Genomic DNA, 15102 nt, shown 5'->3' with positions numbered 1-15102 from the left:
TCAGGCTTCACTTTCCAGGCCGGGTTGCGGTTGCACCGGCAAGCATAGAGTGATGCAGGTGCCGTGGCCATCCAGGCCGTCAGTCACCAGGATGCGCCCGCCGTGGGCGCCGATCATGCCCTGGCAGATCGCCAGGCCCAGGCCGGTGCCCTGGCCACCGCGGTCACCCCGGGCGGCGGTGTAGAACATGTCGAAGATTTTCGCCCGCTCCTCTTCGGGAATGCCCGGGCCCTGGTCGCTGACCGCGAAGCTCAGCTCCTCGCCGCTGACGGCGGCGCGTATCAGCAAGCGGCCGTGGGGTGGCGAGAAGCGCGCAGCGTTTTCCAGCACGTTGATCAGCGCCTGCTCGATCAGCGCCGCGTGCACGTACAGCAACGGCAGCTGCGCCGGCACCTCGACGTCCACCACAAGCGGTGCCAGCACCGCGCGCAGGCGGTTCAGGGCGCTGCCGACAATGTCCGCCGGCGCCACCCAGTCGCGCGCCAGCTTCAGCGCGCCGTGGCCCAGGCGGGTCATGTCGAGCAGGTTCTGGATGTAGCGGTCGAGGCGCTCGGCCTCGTCGCGGGTGCCTTCCAGCAGCTCCTGGCGGTCGGCACGGGGAATGGCCTCGCCCAAGGCCAGCAGGCTGTCGATGCTGCCGCGCATGGCCGTCAGCGGCGTGCGCAGGTCGTGGGACACCGAGGCCAGCAGCGCGCTGCGCAGCTGTTCGGTTTCACCGTGCAGGCGCGCTGCCTCCAGGTCCTGGGCCAGTTGCGCGCGGGCCAGGCCCTGGGCCAGCGGCTGGCTGAGGGCACCGAGCAGGCGCCGGCGCTGGGCGCTCAAGGCGCGGCCCTCGCGGTCGCGCACGCCCAGCAGCACCAGCGGGCCGTCCTGCAGCGACACCGGCGTCCACCACCAGCGTCCCGAGGGCAAGGTGCCGGTGCCCAGGCCAGCGGGCTGGTCATGCTGCCACGCCCAGTCGGCGGCGGCGCGCTCGGTGTCACTGAGGGGAATGGGGTGGCCGCCGGGGTCTTTCCAGCCCTGGTGGCCGTCGCGCTCGGCCACCCACACCTGCAGCTCGCGCCAACCCTGCAGGTGCTGGGCGGCGGCGCTGAGCACGGCCTGGCGGTCGGTGGCGGCGGTGAGCTTGCGCGACAGGTCGAGCAGCTCGCCGGTCTCTTCCTGGGTGTCGCGCAGGGCCTGCAACTGGCGGCGCTGGCGCGCGGCGAGGTTGCCGGTGAGCGCCGCCATCAGCAGGAAGAACAGCAGGGTCAACACGTCCTCTTCGCGGTAGATGGTCAGCGAGAAGGTCGGCGGAATGAACAGAAAGTCATACGCCAGGAACGACAGCGCCGCGCACACCAGCGCCGGCCCCAGGCTGCTGCGCACCGCCACCAGCAGCACGGCGGCGAGGAACACCAGGGAGATGTTCGGCAGCGCCAGCACGCTGGCCACCGCCGAGGCCAGGCCGCTGGCGGCGATGGTGGCGAACAGCGCCAGCAAGTAGTCGAACCACACCCACTGCCCGGCCTCGTGGCCACGGGGCACGGGGCGCGCCGCGTCGCGGTCGAGCACGTTGATCTCCAGGCCATGGGTGTCGCGCAACAAACGCGGGCCCAGGCCGCCACCCAGCCAGCGGCGGTACCACAGCGGCCGCGACTGGCCCACCAGCACCAGGCTGGCGCGGCGCTCGGCGGCGTGCTGGATCAGCGTCCTGGCCACCTCGCCGGCGCGCAGCACCACCACTTCGCCGCCCAGGCGCTCGGTCAGCTGCTGGGCGTGCTGCAGGTGCTGGCGGCTGGTTTCATCGCGGGCCTTGCCGGTGTCCACGTGCACCACGCTCCAGGGCAGGTGCCGGCGCTGGGCCACGCGGCTGGCGTGGCGCACCAGGCGCTCGGCCTGGGCATCGCCGTCGATGCCCACCAGCAGCCGCCCGCGCAACGCCGGGGCGGCCTGGCCCATGCGCCGGTAGCCCTGGGCCAGGTCGGCGTCGACCTGGGCGGCGGCGGTCTGCATGGCCAGCTCGCGCAACGCGGTGAGGTTGGTCTGGGTGAAAAAAGCCTCGATTGCCGCCCGCGCCTGTTCGGGCACGTACACCTTGCCGTCGCGCAGGCGCTCCAGCAGTTCGCGCGGCGGCAGGTCGATCAGCACCAGCTCGTCGGCCTCCTGCAGCACCCAGTCGGGCAGGGTCTCGCGCACCTGCACGCCGGTGATGTCCAGCACCTGGTCGTTGAGGCTTTCCAGGTGCTGGACGTTGACCGTGGTGTAGACGTGGATGCCCGCGGCCAGCAGTTCCTGAATGTCCTGCCAGCGCTTGGCGTGGCGGCTGCCGGGGGCGTTGCTGTGGGCCAGTTCGTCCACCAGCACCAGCTGCGGCGCGGCCTGCAGCAGGCCGTCGAGGTCCATCTCTTCCAGGGTCACGCCGCGGTACTGGGAGCGCACCAGCGGCAACTGGGCCAGGCCGCCCAGCAGCGCCTCGGTCTCGGCCCGGCCATGGGTCTCCACCACCCCGGCCACCACCCGCAGGCCCTGGCGCAGCTGGCCGTGGGCGGCCTGCAGCATGGCGTAGGTCTTGCCCACGCCGGGGGCGGCGCCGAGGAACACCTTGAGGCGGCCGCGGCCATCGCGGGGCAATTGGGCCAGCAACGCGTCGGCGCGCAGGGCATCACTCATGACAGGTACTCGGGTAAGGTTCAGGACCGCAGCGTCTGTATCGCGGCCAAGGCCGGCTCCTACCACGCCCGGGGGGGGGGCGGCGGGGGGGGGGGAGGGGCAGGACCGGAACTGGGTAACGGTACTGCACCGCCGCGTCTTTACCGCGCCCAAGGCCGGCTCCTACGCGGACGGCGTAGGAGCCGGCCTTGGCCGCGATTGAGGCGCCACGGTAGCAATCAACGCGATGAAGGTAGCCGATCCAGCGCCAGGTTCAAAGCCAGCACATTCACCACCGGCGGCCCGAACAGCGAGCGCTCGGTGTGCTCGGCCACAAGCTGCTGCACCGTGGCAGGGGGCAGCTGCCGTGCCTGGGCCACGCGGGCCACCTGGTAGCTGGCGGCGGCCGGCGGCAGGTGCGGGTCCAGGCCGCTGCCCGAAGTGGTCAGCAGCGCCAGCGGCACCGGCCCCTGCCCGTCCACGTACAGCTTGGCGGCATCGTCCTTGATGCGGCTGGCCAGGGCCGGGTTGCTGGGCGCCAGGTTGCTGGCGCTGCTGGACACGGTGGCGAAATCCCCGGCCGACGGCCGCGGGTGGAACCAGGCATCGCCGCTGAACCCCTGGGCGATCAGGCTGGAGCCGCGCACCTTGCCCGCCTCGTCGTGCACCAGGCTGCCATTGGCCTGTTCCGGGAAGGCCACCTGGGCCACCGCCGTCACGGCCAGCGGGTAGGCCACGCCGGTGATCAGGGTCATCAACACAAGCAGGCTCAAGGCCGGACGCAAATAAGTCGACATCATCAATTCCTCATACCAGGTGGACGGCGGTCAGCAGCAGGTCGATCAGCTTGATGCCCACGAACGGCACCACGATCCCGCCCAGGCCGTAGATCAACAGATTGCGCCGCAGCAGGTGCGCGGCGCTCGCGGCCTGCACCCGCACGCCGCGCAGGGCCAGCGGGATCAACACCACGATGATCAGCGCGTTGAAGACGATGGCCGACAGGATCGCGCTCTGCGGGCTGGCCAGGTGCATCACGTTCAACACCCCCAGCTGCGGGTAGATGGCGGCGAACAGCGCCGGCAGGATGGCGAAGTACTTGGCCACGTCGTTGGCGATGGAGAACGTGGTCAGGGCGCCCCGTGTCACCAGCAGCTCCTTGCCGATCTGCACCACGTCCAGCAACTTGGTGGGGTCGCTGTCGAGGTCGACCATGTTGGCCGCCTCGCGCGCCGCCTGGGTGCCGTCGTTCATGGCCATGCCCACGTCCGCCTGGGCCAGGGCCGGGGCGTCGTTGGCGCCGTCGCCGCACATGGCCACCAGGCGACCGTCGTCCTGTTCCTGGCGGATGCGTGCCAGCTTTTTCTCCGGGGTGGCTTCGGCCAGCACATCGTCAACACCCGCCTCGGCAGCGATCGCGGCGGCGGTCAGCGGGTTGTCGCCGGTGACCATCACGGTGCGGATGCCCAGCTTGCGCAGTTCGTCGAAGCGCTCGCGGATACCCGGCTTGACCACGTCCTTGAGGTGAATGGCGCCCAGCAGGCGCTTGTCGCGGCACACCAGCAGCGGGGTGCCGCCGCTCTGGGCGATCTTGTCCACTTCCCGGGCCAGGGCGGCGGGCATTTCCAGCCGCGCCATGCCGACGAAGGCCAGCAGCGAGTCCACCGCGCCCTTGCGGTAGATGCGCCCGGCGTGGTCGACGCCGCTCAGGCGCGTCTCGGCGCTGAAGGGCACCGCCACCAGCTCGGTGGCGGCCGGCTCCGGCAGGCTGTGCAACTGGCGCAGGAACTCGACGATGGACTTGCCCTCGGCGGTGTCGTCGGCCAGCGAGGCCAGCAACGCGCCTTCGGCCAGTTCCTTGGCGGTCACGCCGGGGGCGGCGTACAGCGCGGTGCAGCGGCGGTTGCCGAAGGTGATGGTGCCGGTCTTGTCCAGCAGCAGCACGTGCACGTCCCCCGCCGCTTCCACGGCGCGACCGGACTTGGCGATCACGTTCAGGCGCACCAGGCGGTCCATGCCGGCGATGCCGATGGCTGACAGCAGGCCACCGATGGTGGTGGGAATCAGGGTCACCAGCAGCGCCACCAGGAACACCAGCGGGAGGCTGCCGTTGGCGAAGTGGGCGAACGGCTGCAGGGTCACCACCACCAGCAGGAAGATCAGCGTCAGGCCGATCAGCAGGATGTCGAGGGCAATCTCGTTGGGGGTCTTCTGCCGTTTGGCGCCTTCCACCAGGGCGATCATGCGGTCCAGGGTCGACTCGCCGGGGTTGGCGGTGATCTTCACCAGCAGCCAGTCCGACACCAGGCGGGTGTTGCCGGTGACGGCCGAGCGGTCGCCACCGGACTCACGGATCACCGGCGCCGACTCGCCGGTAATGGCCGCCTCGTTGACCGCGGCGATACCTTCGATGACCTCGCCGTCGCCGGGGATTATCTCCCCGGCCTCCACGCGCACCACGTCACCCTTGCGCAGGCTGGCGGCGGCCACGTTCTGGAACTGCCCGGCGCCGTCCCGGCGGCGCGCGGTGAGGCCCTGGCTACCGGCCTTGAGGCTGTCGGCGCGGGCCTTGCCACGGCCCTCGGCCAGGGCTTCGGCGAAGTTGGCAAACAACACGGTGAACCACAGCCACAGGGCGATCTGCACCGCCACCCCAGTATTCACCCCGGCCTCGGGCAGCACGCACAGCACCGTGGTGAGGATGGCCGTGAGTTCCACCACCAGCATCACCGGCGCCCGCTGCAGCTGGCGTGGGTCGAGCTTGACGAAGGCCTGCACCAGCGCCGGCCGCCACAGGGCGGCGAACGCGGTTTTCTGCGCGGCGCCGGCGGCATCGGCGGCGGCCGGCTTGGCAACACGGATCGGCATATTCATGGTCATGTTCCTTAGAAGCCCAGGCTCAGTTGTTCAGCGATCGGCCCCAGTGCCAGGGTCGGCAGGAAGGTCAGGCCACCCACCAGCAGGATGGTCACCGTCAGCAGGGTGACGAACAGCGGGCCGTGGGTGGGGAAGCTGTTGTTGCCCAGCGGCGCGGTCTTCTTCAGCGCCAGGCTGCCGGCCAGGGCCATGATCGGCAGGATGTAGCCGAAGCGCCCGATCAGCATGCCCAGGCCCAGCATCAGGTTGTGGAACACGGTGTTGGCGCTGAAGCCGCCGAACGCCGAGCCGTTGTTGGCGCTGGCCGAGGTGTAGGCGTACAGCAACTGGCTGAAGCCGTGGGGGCCGGGGTTGCTCACCGCCGACGCCGGGCCTGCCAGGCTGGCGGCGATGGCGCCCAGCACCAGCACGCCGACGGGCATCACCAGCAGGGTCACCACCAGCAGCTTCACCTCCGTGGCCTGGATCTTCTTGCCCAGGTATTCGGGCGTGCGGCCAATCATCAGCCCGGCCAGGAACACCGCCGTCAGCACGTTCAGCAGCATGCCGTAGAGCCCGGCACCGACGCCGCCGAAGATCACCTCGCCGACCATCATGTTCACCAGCGCCACCATGCCGGTGAGCGGGTTGAGGCTGTCATGCATGGCGTTGACCGAACCGTTGGACGCCGCGGTGGTGGTCACCGCCCACAGCGCCGAGGCCGTGGTGCCGAAGCGCGCTTCCTTGCCCTCCAGCGGCGGCGCCTGTTCCACCTGGGCACTTTGCAGCGTCGGGTTGGGCTGGTACTCGCCGTACAGCGCCACGCCGCCACCGATCAGGAACAACGCGAACATGCAGGCGATGATCGCCCGGCTCTGACGCATGTCCTTCACGTAGTGGCCGAAGGTAAACACCAGCGCCACCGGAATCAGGATGATCGACACCACCTCCAGCAGGTTGCTCAGGGCCGTGGGGTTCTCGAACGGGTGGGCCGAGTTGACGCCGAAGAAGCCGCCGCCGTTGGTGCCCAGCTGCTTGATGGCGATCTGGCTGGCCGCCGGGCCCAGGGGGATGACCTGGTCGGCGCCCTGCACGGTCACGGCGCTGACGTAGTGCATGAAGGTCTGCGGCACGCCCTGCCACACCAGGATCAGCGCCAGCACCAGGCACAGCGGCAGCAGGCCATAGAGGGTGGCGCGGGTCATGTCGGCCCAGAAGTTGCCGAGGGTTTTCGCCGAGCGCCGGCCAATGCCGCGGCACAGCGCCACCAGCACCGCCAGGCCCGTGGCGGCGCTGACGAAGTTCTGCACGGTGAGGCCGACCATCTGGCTGAAGTAGCTCAGGGACGCCTCGCCGCTGTAGGATTGCCAGTTGGTGTTGGTGACGAAACTGACCGCAGTGTTGAAGGCCAGCGACCATTCCATGCCAGGCAGGTGCTGCGGGTTGGCGGGCAGGTACTGCTGGAACAGCAGCACGCCCATCAACAGCACGAACCCGGCCAGGTTGAAGGCCAGCATGGCCAGGGTGTAGCGCTGCCAGCTTTGCTCTTGCGCCGGGTCCACCCCGGCCAGGCGGTAGCAGCCGCGCTCCACCGGGCCAAGGATAGGCGTGAGCCAGGTGCGCCGGCCTTCCATGACGTTGTAGTAAAAGCGGCCCAGGAAGGGCGCCGGGACCAGCACCAGGGCCAGGAAGGCCAGGAGCAGCCCATAGTCATAGCTGTGCATGGTCGCTCCTAGTGCCGGTCGGCGCGCAACAGCGCCACCGTCAGATACACAAACAGCCCTGCTGCCAGCAGCAGTGCCACCCCATCCAGCACGTTCATGGCCTTTCTCCTCGTTGGAATCGCCAGCCCCTTGCAGGGCCATTGGTCGGTATTGTCGGAAACCAGGCCGTAAAGGAACGAGACTGAAGGGGAAAGACCGGCATAAAGTTTTCGTAAAGAATGCCGATGTAGAGCGATTGCCGGAACGAAACGGGAAAAATGCAGCCAAATGTATCGAGCTTGATACATACAGGACATTCCAGCGACACGCCTGCGAGTGACCCTCGCTGGCCGCTCCCAATCCGAACATGACTACCAGCCCGCCGGGCGAACGCTTACCCTCCGGGTAACTGACGCGGCCCCGTCGTCGCGGCTGGCAGCAATACCAGGCAGATGAACGCAAGCATGCAGAACACCCCGCTCCCTCTCAGCGATGCCAGCAAGAACCTCGTCGGCGACGATGACAAACGCTGGAACACCCGTGCCCTGATCGTGGATGACGACGTGCCGATTCGCGAACTGCTGATCGACTACCTGGCCCGCTTCGGCATCCTGGCCCTGGGCGTCAGCGACGGGGAAGGCATGCGCCAGGCGCTGCTGGAAGAAAACTTCGACGTGGTGGTGCTGGACCTGATGCTGCCGGGCGAAGACGGCCTGTCGCTGTGCCGCTGGCTGCGCGCCGAATCCGACATCCCGATCCTGATGCTGACCGCCCGCTGCGAGCCGACCGACCGCATCATCGGCCTGGAACTGGGCGCCGACGACTACATGGCCAAGCCGTTCGAGCCACGTGAACTGGTAGCCCGCATCCAGACCATCCTGCGCCGCGTGCGCGACGACCGCACCGAGCAGCGTGCCAACGTGCGCTTCGACAACTGGCGCCTGAACAGCGTGCTGCGCCAGCTGATCTCCTCCGATGGCCTGGTGGTGCCGCTGTCCAACGCCGAATTCCGCCTGCTGTGGGTGTTCCTGGAGCGTCCACGCCGCGTGCTCAGCCGCGAACAACTGCTGGACGCCGCCCGCGGCCGCTCCATCGAAGCGTTCGACCGCAGCATCGACCTGCTGGTATCGCGCCTGCGCCAGAAGCTGGGCGACGACCCCAAGGCACCCCAGCTGATCAAGACCGTGCGCGGTGAAGGCTACCTCTTCGATGCGAGAGACATTGGTTGATGCGCAGCCCTGATACGCTGTTCGCCCGCCTGTTCGGCGTGTCACTGATTGCCATCATCTTCGCCCACCTGCTGGCCTTCCTCTGGTTCCAGCAGTACGGCTTCCCGCCACCGCCCCACCGCGAGCACCTGCGTGAGTTGCGCGCGGAGCTGGGCCCCAATCCTTCGCCCGAAGCGCTGGCCGATTTCGGCGCCAAGGAGCTGCGCGAGGAAGAGCACCGGCCACCACCGCCGCTGTTCGGCGGGCCTGTCGTGCCGCTGCTGTTCCAGCTGATCACCCTGGTGGTGGCCGCCTGGTTCGGCGCCAAGGCCCTGTCGCGACCCATCCGCCGCTTCAGCGAAGCGGCCGAGCGGCTGAGTGAAAACCTCGACGCCCCGCCCCTGGAAGAGACCGGCCCGCTGGAAGCTCGCCAGGTGGCGCACACCTTCAACCGCATGCAGCAACGCATCCGCGAGCAGGTGCAGCAACGGGCGCGCATGCTCGGCGCCGTGTCCCATGACCTGCGCACGCCGCTGTCGCGGCTCAAGCTGCGCCTGGAGCAGATCGACAACGAGAAGCTGCAGGGCCAGATGCGCCAGGACCTGGACGACATGATCGGCATGCTCGACGCCACCCTGACCTACCTGCACGAGCAGCGCACCAGCGAGGCGCTGCAATGGTATGACCTGCAGGCGCTGGTGGAGTCGCTGGTGGAGAACGCCCAGGACCATGGCGCCGCCGTGCAGGCACGGGGCACCTGTGCGCCGCTGCAGGTGCAGCCCATGGCCCTGCGCTCGTGCATCAGCAACCTGATGGACAACGCCCTGCGCTACGGCGGCGCCACCCTGGTGGACATCGACGACACCCGCGACGCCGTGACCATCCGCGTCATTGACCACGGCCCCGGCATCAGCGCCGACAAGCGCGAAGCGGTGTTCGAGCCGTTCTTCCGCCTGGAAGGCTCGCGCAACCGCAACTCCGGCGGCGTCGGTTTGGGCATGACCATCGCCCGCGAGGCGTGCCAGCGCCTGGGCGGCCAGTTGAGCCTGGAAGAAACACCCGGCGGCGGCCTCACAGCCGTCATTCGCCTCCCCCGCTAACTCCGTAGCAGCTGCCGCAGGCTGCGTCCGGCCCAATACGATATGTGGTGCTTGTGACGCGGCCTTGGGGCCGCTGCTACGGGGGTTGGCGATTATGCCAGGTGGCCAATCTACGCTTTCGCTATAAACCCCCACCCCCATGTCCCGCCCCTTACAAACCCCACACACTCTCGACATTCCCCCGATAGATTCTTTACACGCCGGCGGTTTGTAACCGGCATACAACAGGGGAGCACACCCAATGTCATCCATAAGCGGCGTAAGCAGCAGTAGCTATTCCAACTACACAAGTACCAGCAGCACCAGCGCCAGCGCGCAACTGAAGAAGTTCCAGGAAGAGCTGTTCGCCAGCCTCGACACCGACGGCAACGGCGAGGTCAGCAGCGACGAGCTGAACACGGCGATTTCCAACAGTTCGAGCAGTGGCACCAGCAACGACGGCGGTATCCTGGTCACGCTGAGCAAGAATTTCAGCAGCCTGGACAGCGACTCGGACGATGGCCTGACCCTGGACGAGATGGCGGCCCTGCAGCCACCGGCACCGCCCACCCAGGACAGCGCGCCGAACACTGACGCGGTCGACGACCTGATGAGCGCCATCGACAGCGACGGCAGCGGTTCCATCAGCAGCGACGAGCTGAGCTCGGCCCTGACCGCCGCCGGCGACACCACCGACGACAGCAGCCAGCTGTTCTCGGCGCTGGACAGCAACGGCGATGGCACCGTGAGCAAGGACGAACTGGCCGCGGCCATGCAGCCCCCACCTCCGCCGCCACCGGCCAGCGTCTCCAGCGATGACCTGTTCAGCGCGCTGGACAGCAACGACGATGGCAGCATCACCGAGACCGAACTGAGCAGCGCCTTGAGCGCCACCAGTTCGTCGTCCAGCAGTTCGTCCAGCAGCTCCACCTCGTCGTCCAGCAGCCTGGCCAGCGAAGTGTTCAGCGACCTGGACACCAACAAGGACGGCACCGTCAGCGCCTCGGAACTGGCCGCCGCCCTGCAATCCTCGGGTGACCAGAGCAGCAGTGGCAGCAGCAGTTCGGACACCGCCAGCAGCGATACCGCGGCGGCGCTGAACAAGATGATCGCCGCCCTGACCAAGCAGTACGCCACCGACGCGCAACAAACCGTGGGCAGTCAGCTGACCACAGCCGCCTGACCTTTACGCCGCGGGCAGCCTTCGGGCTGCCCGTCTCAGGGCTTGTGCGCGGCGCCGTGGCCGCTGCGGGTCCAGTCCAGCAGCAGGCTGTAGCCGATGGCGAGCAGCGTCGGGCCGATGAACAGGCCGATGAAACCGAACGCCAGCAGGCCGCCAAACACCCCCAGCAACACGATCACCAGCGGCAGGTCGCCGCCGCGGCTGATCAGGTAGGGCTTGAGTACGTTGTCCACGCCACTGATGATGAACGTGCCCCACACCCCCAGAAACACCGCCATGCCGTACTCGCCCTTCCACGCCAGCCAGGCCGTCGCCGGTATCCATGCCAGCGGCGGCCCCATGGGGATCAGGCTGAGCAGGAACGTCACGATGCCCAGCACCAGCGCCCCGGGAATACCCGCGATCAGGAAGCCGATCAGCGCCAGCACCGCCTGCGCCGCCGCCGTGCCGATCACGCCGTTGACCACCCGCTGCACGGTGCCGGCCACCAGTTCCAGGTAATATTCGGCGCGCTCGCCCACCAGGCGTTCCAGCAGGCGCAGCACGAACGCCGCCAGCCGCGGCCCGTCACGATAGAAGAAGAACACGAACACCAGGCTCAGGGTCAGCTCCAGGATGCCGCCGCCGATCTGCGCGCTGCGCGCCAGCAGCCAGTTGCCCACCTGGCCCAGGTACGGCTTGACGCTGAGCATCAGCGCGGCGCCCTGCTGGTCGAGGGTGTCCCACCAGGTGGCCAGGCGCGGGCCCACCAGCGGCAGGGCCTGCAGCCAGTCCGGCGCCGCCGGCAGGCCGTCCACCTGCACGTCACGCACGAAGGTGATGGCGTCGCGGATGTGGTCGGCCAGGTTGAAGCCCAGCCACACCAGCGGCAGTATCACCAGCAGAATCCAGCCCAGGGTGAGGATGCTGGCCGCCAGGGTCTCGCGGCCACCCAACCAGCGCGTCAGCAGGCGCATCAGCGGCCAGCTGGCGTAGGCGAGGATGGCGCCCCACAGCAGCGCCGAGATGAACGGCGCCATCACCCACAGGCAGGCGCCCAGCAGCACCAGCAGGATGATCTGCACCAGCAGGCGGTCGTTGTTGAGCGTCATGGCAGGCGCTACTCCTCAGCGAATCAGGTCGATGTGCAGGCCGCTTTTCGCCGGGTCGCCCAGTTCCAGGCGCGCGGCGCGCACGCCCTGGGCCACCAGCGCCTGGCGCCAGGGTTCGGCGGCGGGCCCGGCCAGGGTCACGCGCAAGGTGCTGTCCTGGTTAAGGCTGCGCGCCAGCAGCGCCACCCAGGCCGGCGGGGGCGGCGTCACGCCCAGGTCAGGGTAGTCCAGGCGGCCGGTGCCGCGCAGTTCGCGCAGCAGCGTGGCCGGGGTCGGCAGCAGCGTGCCCAGCGGGCTGGCGGCAACGAACTGCTCCACGTGCAGGTAGGCACGACGGCCGCCGCGGTTGATGGCGTAGAGCGCTACCAGGGTGTCCTGGCCGGAGTCGGCGTGGCGCAGCAGGATCACGCTTTGCTGCTCGTCGGCGCCCACCAGCTTGGCGTTGGCGAAGATCTCGTTGGCCCACAGGCTGGACTCACCGCAGTCGCGCGCCTCGCACCAGAACAGCACCTGGCTGCCCTGGTCCTGCAGGCCCTGGCGCGCGGCGTTGAGGGCGTCGGTGGCCAGTGCGCCGCTGGCCAGTTCGTAGGTCACCGAGCTGACCTGGCCACGGGCGCTGACCTGGGCGTCCATGCGCAGCTGGTTGCTGATCTTGCGCACCGAACCCAGCGGGTAGGTGCGCTCGGCCTCGGCGGCGGGCTTCTGGTCCACCACCTGGGCGTCGGCGGGCGGCGGCACGTTGGCCAGGTCCGCGGCGGTGGCACTCACGGCAGCGGCAAGGGTGAAGGCGAACAGGCATGCCCTCATCGCGGGGCTGCCGCGGCGGTATGGCGGTGGTTCATGGAGGTCTCCCTGTCGATGCTCGGCTTCCCATTAAGCACGCCAAGCCTCGGCACTTGGCCACCGCAAGTCAAGGCATGGCGAAGAAGCGATTGAAACAGCTTGCTACAAGAGCAGCGCCGGCCTCGTCGTTCAGGTGCAGGTGATGGCCGCCGGGCAGGCGCTCGTGACTGAAGGGTAGCCGCGCCAGCAGCCCCGCGTGCTTGGCCAGCATGCCCTCCTCGGCCACCACCAGGTGCGCCGGGCAGGCGATGCGCTGCACGAACGACCAGCCCTGCTCTTCGCTCATGCGCAGCGGCGTGGGCAGGGTCAGGCGGCTGTCGCTGCGCCAGCTGTAGCCGCCGGGCACCGGCATCAGGCCGCGCTGGGCCAGCAGCTCGGCGGCCTCGCGGCTCACCGCCACCATGCCTTTCATGCGCACTTCCACGCCGCGGTCGAAGTCCGGGTACACCGACTTGCGCTTGCCCGGCAGGGCCACCTGCTCGAGCAAGGCCTGGCCGAAGCGCTCGGCGGTGCCAGGCCCCGGCGAGCCCGGGGGCAGCACCGCATCGATCAACGCCAGCCGCTCCACGCGTTCGGGCAGCGCCCCGGCCAGCACCACCGAGACAATCGCCCCCAGGGAATGGCCCAGCAGCGAAAAACGCTGCCAGCCCAGCTGTTCGGCCACCTGCAGCACGTCGTGGGCGTAGTCGTACAGCGAATAGCCGGCGCCGGCCGGGCGGTGCTGGGACAGGCCGTGCCCGGCCATGTCCAGGGCCAGTATGCGCAGGCCTTCGAGCCGGGGCGCCAGGCGCGCGAAGCTGTTGGCGTTGTCCAGCCAGCCGTGCAGGGCGATCACCGGGCGGCCGTCGGCCGGGCCAAAGACGTGCGCCGCCAATTCGATGTGCGGCAGGCTCAGGCGAATTTCCTCCACGCCACTGCTCATGCGCACGCCGCCTGACCTTGCTGCCAGCGGCCGACAATGCCCTTGAGCAGGTCGGCGGTCGCCAGCGGGTGCTCCAACGGGAACATGTGCCCGCCGGCCACCCGGTGGGTTTCGCCCTGGGCCAGCCCGCGCACCATGCGCGCGTGGTGGTTGAGCACCACGCGGCTGTCGGCGCCGTGGACCAGCGCCAGCGGCACGCGCAGGCGCCGGGTGCTCGCCGGGCGCACGTGGGGCACGCTGCGGTAGATGTCGATTTCGGTGGCAGGGTCGAAACGCAGGCGCAGGCCGTCGGCGTCGGCGCGCAAGCCATGCTGCAGGTACGCCTCGAAGCACTCGGGGTCGAAATCACGGAACAGCGACTTGCGGGAAAAATACGCCCGCGCCGCCTCAAGGTCCGCAAACGTCTCGCGGCGGCCCAGGGTGCGCCCGGCCGGGGTCAGGCGGTCGATGAAGCCGAAGCGCTTGGCCGCGCGAATCACCCACTGGTCGGCCAGGGTCAAGGCCGGCGAGTCGAGCATTACCACGCCGCGGTACAGCTCAGGGTATTGCAGCGCGGCATACAGGTGCAGGAGGCCACCGAACGAATGCCCCACGCCCCACACCGGCCCCGGCTGCTGGCGCAGGTGGTGCACCAGCTCGGCGATCAGCGCCGGCCAGTTGTCGGTGACCGGGAAGCGCGGGTCATGGGCATGCTGCGGCAGGTGCGCGACGCTGAAGTCGGGGGCCAGATGGGCGAACAGCTTGCCGTAGGTACCCGAAGGAAAACCGTTGGCGTGGGCGAAGAAGATGGTCTGCGGCATGGGGGGTGGCTCGTGGGCGAATCCTGGGGAGGATTGTCCGCAAGCTGGGCGGCGGGGGCAATGCGGGGAATGGTCAATAACGAGGGTATTCAGGCCATTGATTGACGGGTATGGCGTGTAGCCGCTGCCTTGCGGCAGCGGCTACCGGCATCAGGCGCGGCTGATCAGGCGGTCGAAGGACAGTTTGCCTGCGCCTTCCACCAGGGTGGCGATGGTGCCGGCCAGCAGGGCCAGGGCGAATTCGTAGCCGTTGTTGGCCATGAACAGACCGTTGTGGATGTGCACGCTGAGGATGGCCACTACCAGGGTCACGATCAGCACCAGCGACGCCGGGCGCACCAGCAGGCCGAGGACCAGGGCCAGGCCGCCGAAGAACTCGCCGCTACCGGCCAGCAGGGCCATCCAGTAGCCAGGGTGGATGCCGATGCTTTCCATCCACTGGCCAGTGCCTTCCAGGCCGTAGCCGCCGAACAGGCCGAAGAGTTTCTGGCCTCCGTGGGCGACGAAGATGATCCCGACCAGGATGCGCAGCACGGTGAAGCCCAGGCCGGCGTTGGTGGTGAAGAGGCGTTTGATCGAAGCGTTCATGGCGTATTCCCTTGCGAAAGTGGTGTAGGAGTTGATGGGGACCATATTAATCGATCTATCGAATAAGAAAATCGCAAATAATCGCCTATACAAATCGAATAATTCGATGCTATTAAAATCGCGTAGCCGCTGCCGCAGGCTGCGCTGGCCCTCTACCTCACTGAAGATCTCCAGCGTGGGTAAGGGCCAGCGCAGCCT

13 protein-coding genes are annotated in these 15102 nt (G+C 68.5%); 3 read left to right on the top strand and 10 right to left on the bottom strand.

The annotated features are described in order from the left end of the window. The 5 genes from AC0Z2B_RS21240 to kdpF all read right to left on the bottom strand — a co-directional run bounded on the left by AC0Z2B_RS21240 (position 1) and on the right by kdpF (position 7309). Complete coding sequence (locus AC0Z2B_RS21240) at positions 1-2652, bottom strand: DUF4118 domain-containing protein (protein ID WP_476299224.1); 2652 nt, start codon at positions 2650-2652, stop codon at positions 1-3. A 218-nt stretch (positions 2653-2870) separates the two neighbouring features. After that, positions 2871-3428, bottom strand: coding sequence for a potassium-transporting ATPase subunit KdpC (gene kdpC / locus AC0Z2B_RS21235; protein WP_476299222.1), 558 nt, complete (start codon positions 3426-3428; stop codon positions 2871-2873). A 10-nt stretch (positions 3429-3438) separates the two neighbouring features. Further along, entirely contained in the window at positions 3439-5499 is a 2061-nt protein-coding gene (gene kdpB / locus AC0Z2B_RS21230) for a potassium-transporting ATPase subunit KdpB (RefSeq protein ID WP_476299309.1), read from the bottom strand. Positions 5500-5516: 17 nt separating this feature from the next. Continuing rightward, the gene (kdpA, locus tag AC0Z2B_RS21225; protein WP_476299220.1) at positions 5517-7211 is read right to left on the bottom strand and encodes a potassium-transporting ATPase subunit KdpA; all 1695 of its coding nucleotides are present in this window, start codon (positions 7209-7211) and stop codon (positions 5517-5519) included. An 8-nt stretch (positions 7212-7219) separates the two neighbouring features. Beyond that, positions 7220-7309, bottom strand: a complete 90-nt coding sequence (gene kdpF, locus AC0Z2B_RS21220; protein ID WP_416423220.1) for a K(+)-transporting ATPase subunit F — start codon at positions 7307-7309, stop codon at positions 7220-7222. A gap of 345 nt (positions 7310-7654) precedes the next feature. Here kdpF and AC0Z2B_RS21215 point away from each other — a divergent pair, with 345 nt between their 5' ends. From AC0Z2B_RS21215 to xopAW, 3 genes are all read left to right on the top strand, one after another. After that, the gene (locus tag AC0Z2B_RS21215) at positions 7655-8419 is read left to right on the top strand and encodes a response regulator (protein WP_008371971.1); all 765 of its coding nucleotides are present in this window, start codon (positions 7655-7657) and stop codon (positions 8417-8419) included. Further along, positions 8419-9498, top strand: coding sequence for a sensor histidine kinase (locus tag AC0Z2B_RS21210; protein WP_416423219.1), 1080 nt, complete (start codon positions 8419-8421; stop codon positions 9496-9498). The genes AC0Z2B_RS21215 and AC0Z2B_RS21210 overlap by 1 nt, the downstream gene beginning before the upstream one ends. A 241-nt stretch (positions 9499-9739) precedes the next feature. Continuing rightward, a complete protein-coding gene (gene xopAW, locus AC0Z2B_RS21205; RefSeq protein WP_476299218.1) occupies positions 9740-10660 on the top strand; it encodes a XopAW family type III secretion system calcium-binding effector in 921 nt (306 codons plus the stop codon). Positions 10661-10695: 35 nt separating this feature from the next. Here the strand turns inward: xopAW and AC0Z2B_RS21200 are convergent, their stop codons facing one another. From AC0Z2B_RS21200 to AC0Z2B_RS21180, 5 genes are all read right to left on the bottom strand, one after another. Beyond that, positions 10696-11751: an AI-2E family transporter gene (locus AC0Z2B_RS21200; RefSeq protein ID WP_476299216.1), complete on the bottom strand. Its 1056-nt coding sequence runs from the start codon at positions 11749-11751 to the stop codon at positions 10696-10698. Between the two features lie 15 nt (positions 11752-11766). After that, on the bottom strand, positions 11767-12558 hold the full coding sequence (locus AC0Z2B_RS21195) for a DUF4892 domain-containing protein (RefSeq protein WP_476299214.1): 792 nt from the start codon (positions 12556-12558) through the stop codon (positions 11767-11769). Between the two features lie 103 nt (positions 12559-12661). Then, positions 12662-13516: an alpha/beta hydrolase gene (locus tag AC0Z2B_RS21190; protein WP_476299212.1), complete on the bottom strand. Its 855-nt coding sequence runs from the start codon at positions 13514-13516 to the stop codon at positions 12662-12664. Beyond that, on the bottom strand, positions 13513-14316 hold the full coding sequence (locus tag AC0Z2B_RS21185) for an alpha/beta fold hydrolase (protein WP_476299210.1): 804 nt from the start codon (positions 14314-14316) through the stop codon (positions 13513-13515). Before AC0Z2B_RS21185 ends, AC0Z2B_RS21190 begins: the two co-directional genes overlap by 4 nt. Before the next feature lie 150 nt (positions 14317-14466). Beyond that, positions 14467-14904, bottom strand: coding sequence for a DoxX family protein (locus AC0Z2B_RS21180; protein WP_416423213.1), 438 nt, complete (start codon positions 14902-14904; stop codon positions 14467-14469). Between the last annotated feature and the right edge of the window lie 198 nt (positions 14905-15102).

The sequence above is a fragment of the Pseudomonas sp. GYB4201 genome (assembly GCF_056312595.1).
This window is presented reverse-complemented; position numbering and strand designations above follow the sequence as displayed.

Excerpts from the sequence above, each read along its gene's own strand:
- AC0Z2B_RS21240 (WP_476299224.1), bottom strand. The coding sequence starts at position 2,652 with ATGAGTGATGCCCTGCGCGCCGACGCGTTGCTGGCCCAATTGCCCCGC.
- kdpC (WP_476299222.1), bottom strand. The coding sequence starts at position 3,428 with ATGTCGACTTATTTGCGTCCGGCCTTGAGCCTGCTTGTGTTGATGACC.
- kdpB (WP_476299309.1), bottom strand. The coding sequence starts at position 5,499 with ATGCCGATCCGTGTTGCCAAGCCGGCCGCCGCCGATGCCGCCGGCGCC.
- kdpA (WP_476299220.1), bottom strand. The coding sequence starts at position 7,211 with ATGCACAGCTATGACTATGGGCTGCTCCTGGCCTTCCTGGCCCTGGTG.
- kdpF (WP_416423220.1), bottom strand. The coding sequence starts at position 7,309 with ATGAACGTGCTGGATGGGGTGGCACTGCTGCTGGCAGCAGGGCTGTTT.
- AC0Z2B_RS21215 (WP_008371971.1), top strand. The coding sequence starts at position 7,655 with ATGCAGAACACCCCGCTCCCTCTCAGCGATGCCAGCAAGAACCTCGTC.
- AC0Z2B_RS21210 (WP_416423219.1), top strand. The coding sequence starts at position 8,419 with ATGCGCAGCCCTGATACGCTGTTCGCCCGCCTGTTCGGCGTGTCACTG.
- xopAW (WP_476299218.1), top strand. The coding sequence starts at position 9,740 with ATGTCATCCATAAGCGGCGTAAGCAGCAGTAGCTATTCCAACTACACA.
- AC0Z2B_RS21200 (WP_476299216.1), bottom strand. The coding sequence starts at position 11,751 with ATGACGCTCAACAACGACCGCCTGCTGGTGCAGATCATCCTGCTGGTG.
- AC0Z2B_RS21195 (WP_476299214.1), bottom strand. The coding sequence starts at position 12,558 with ATGAGGGCATGCCTGTTCGCCTTCACCCTTGCCGCTGCCGTGAGTGCC.
- AC0Z2B_RS21190 (WP_476299212.1), bottom strand. The coding sequence starts at position 13,516 with ATGAGCAGTGGCGTGGAGGAAATTCGCCTGAGCCTGCCGCACATCGAA.
- AC0Z2B_RS21185 (WP_476299210.1), bottom strand. The coding sequence starts at position 14,316 with ATGCCGCAGACCATCTTCTTCGCCCACGCCAACGGTTTTCCTTCGGGT.
- AC0Z2B_RS21180 (WP_416423213.1), bottom strand. The coding sequence starts at position 14,904 with ATGAACGCTTCGATCAAACGCCTCTTCACCACCAACGCCGGCCTGGGC.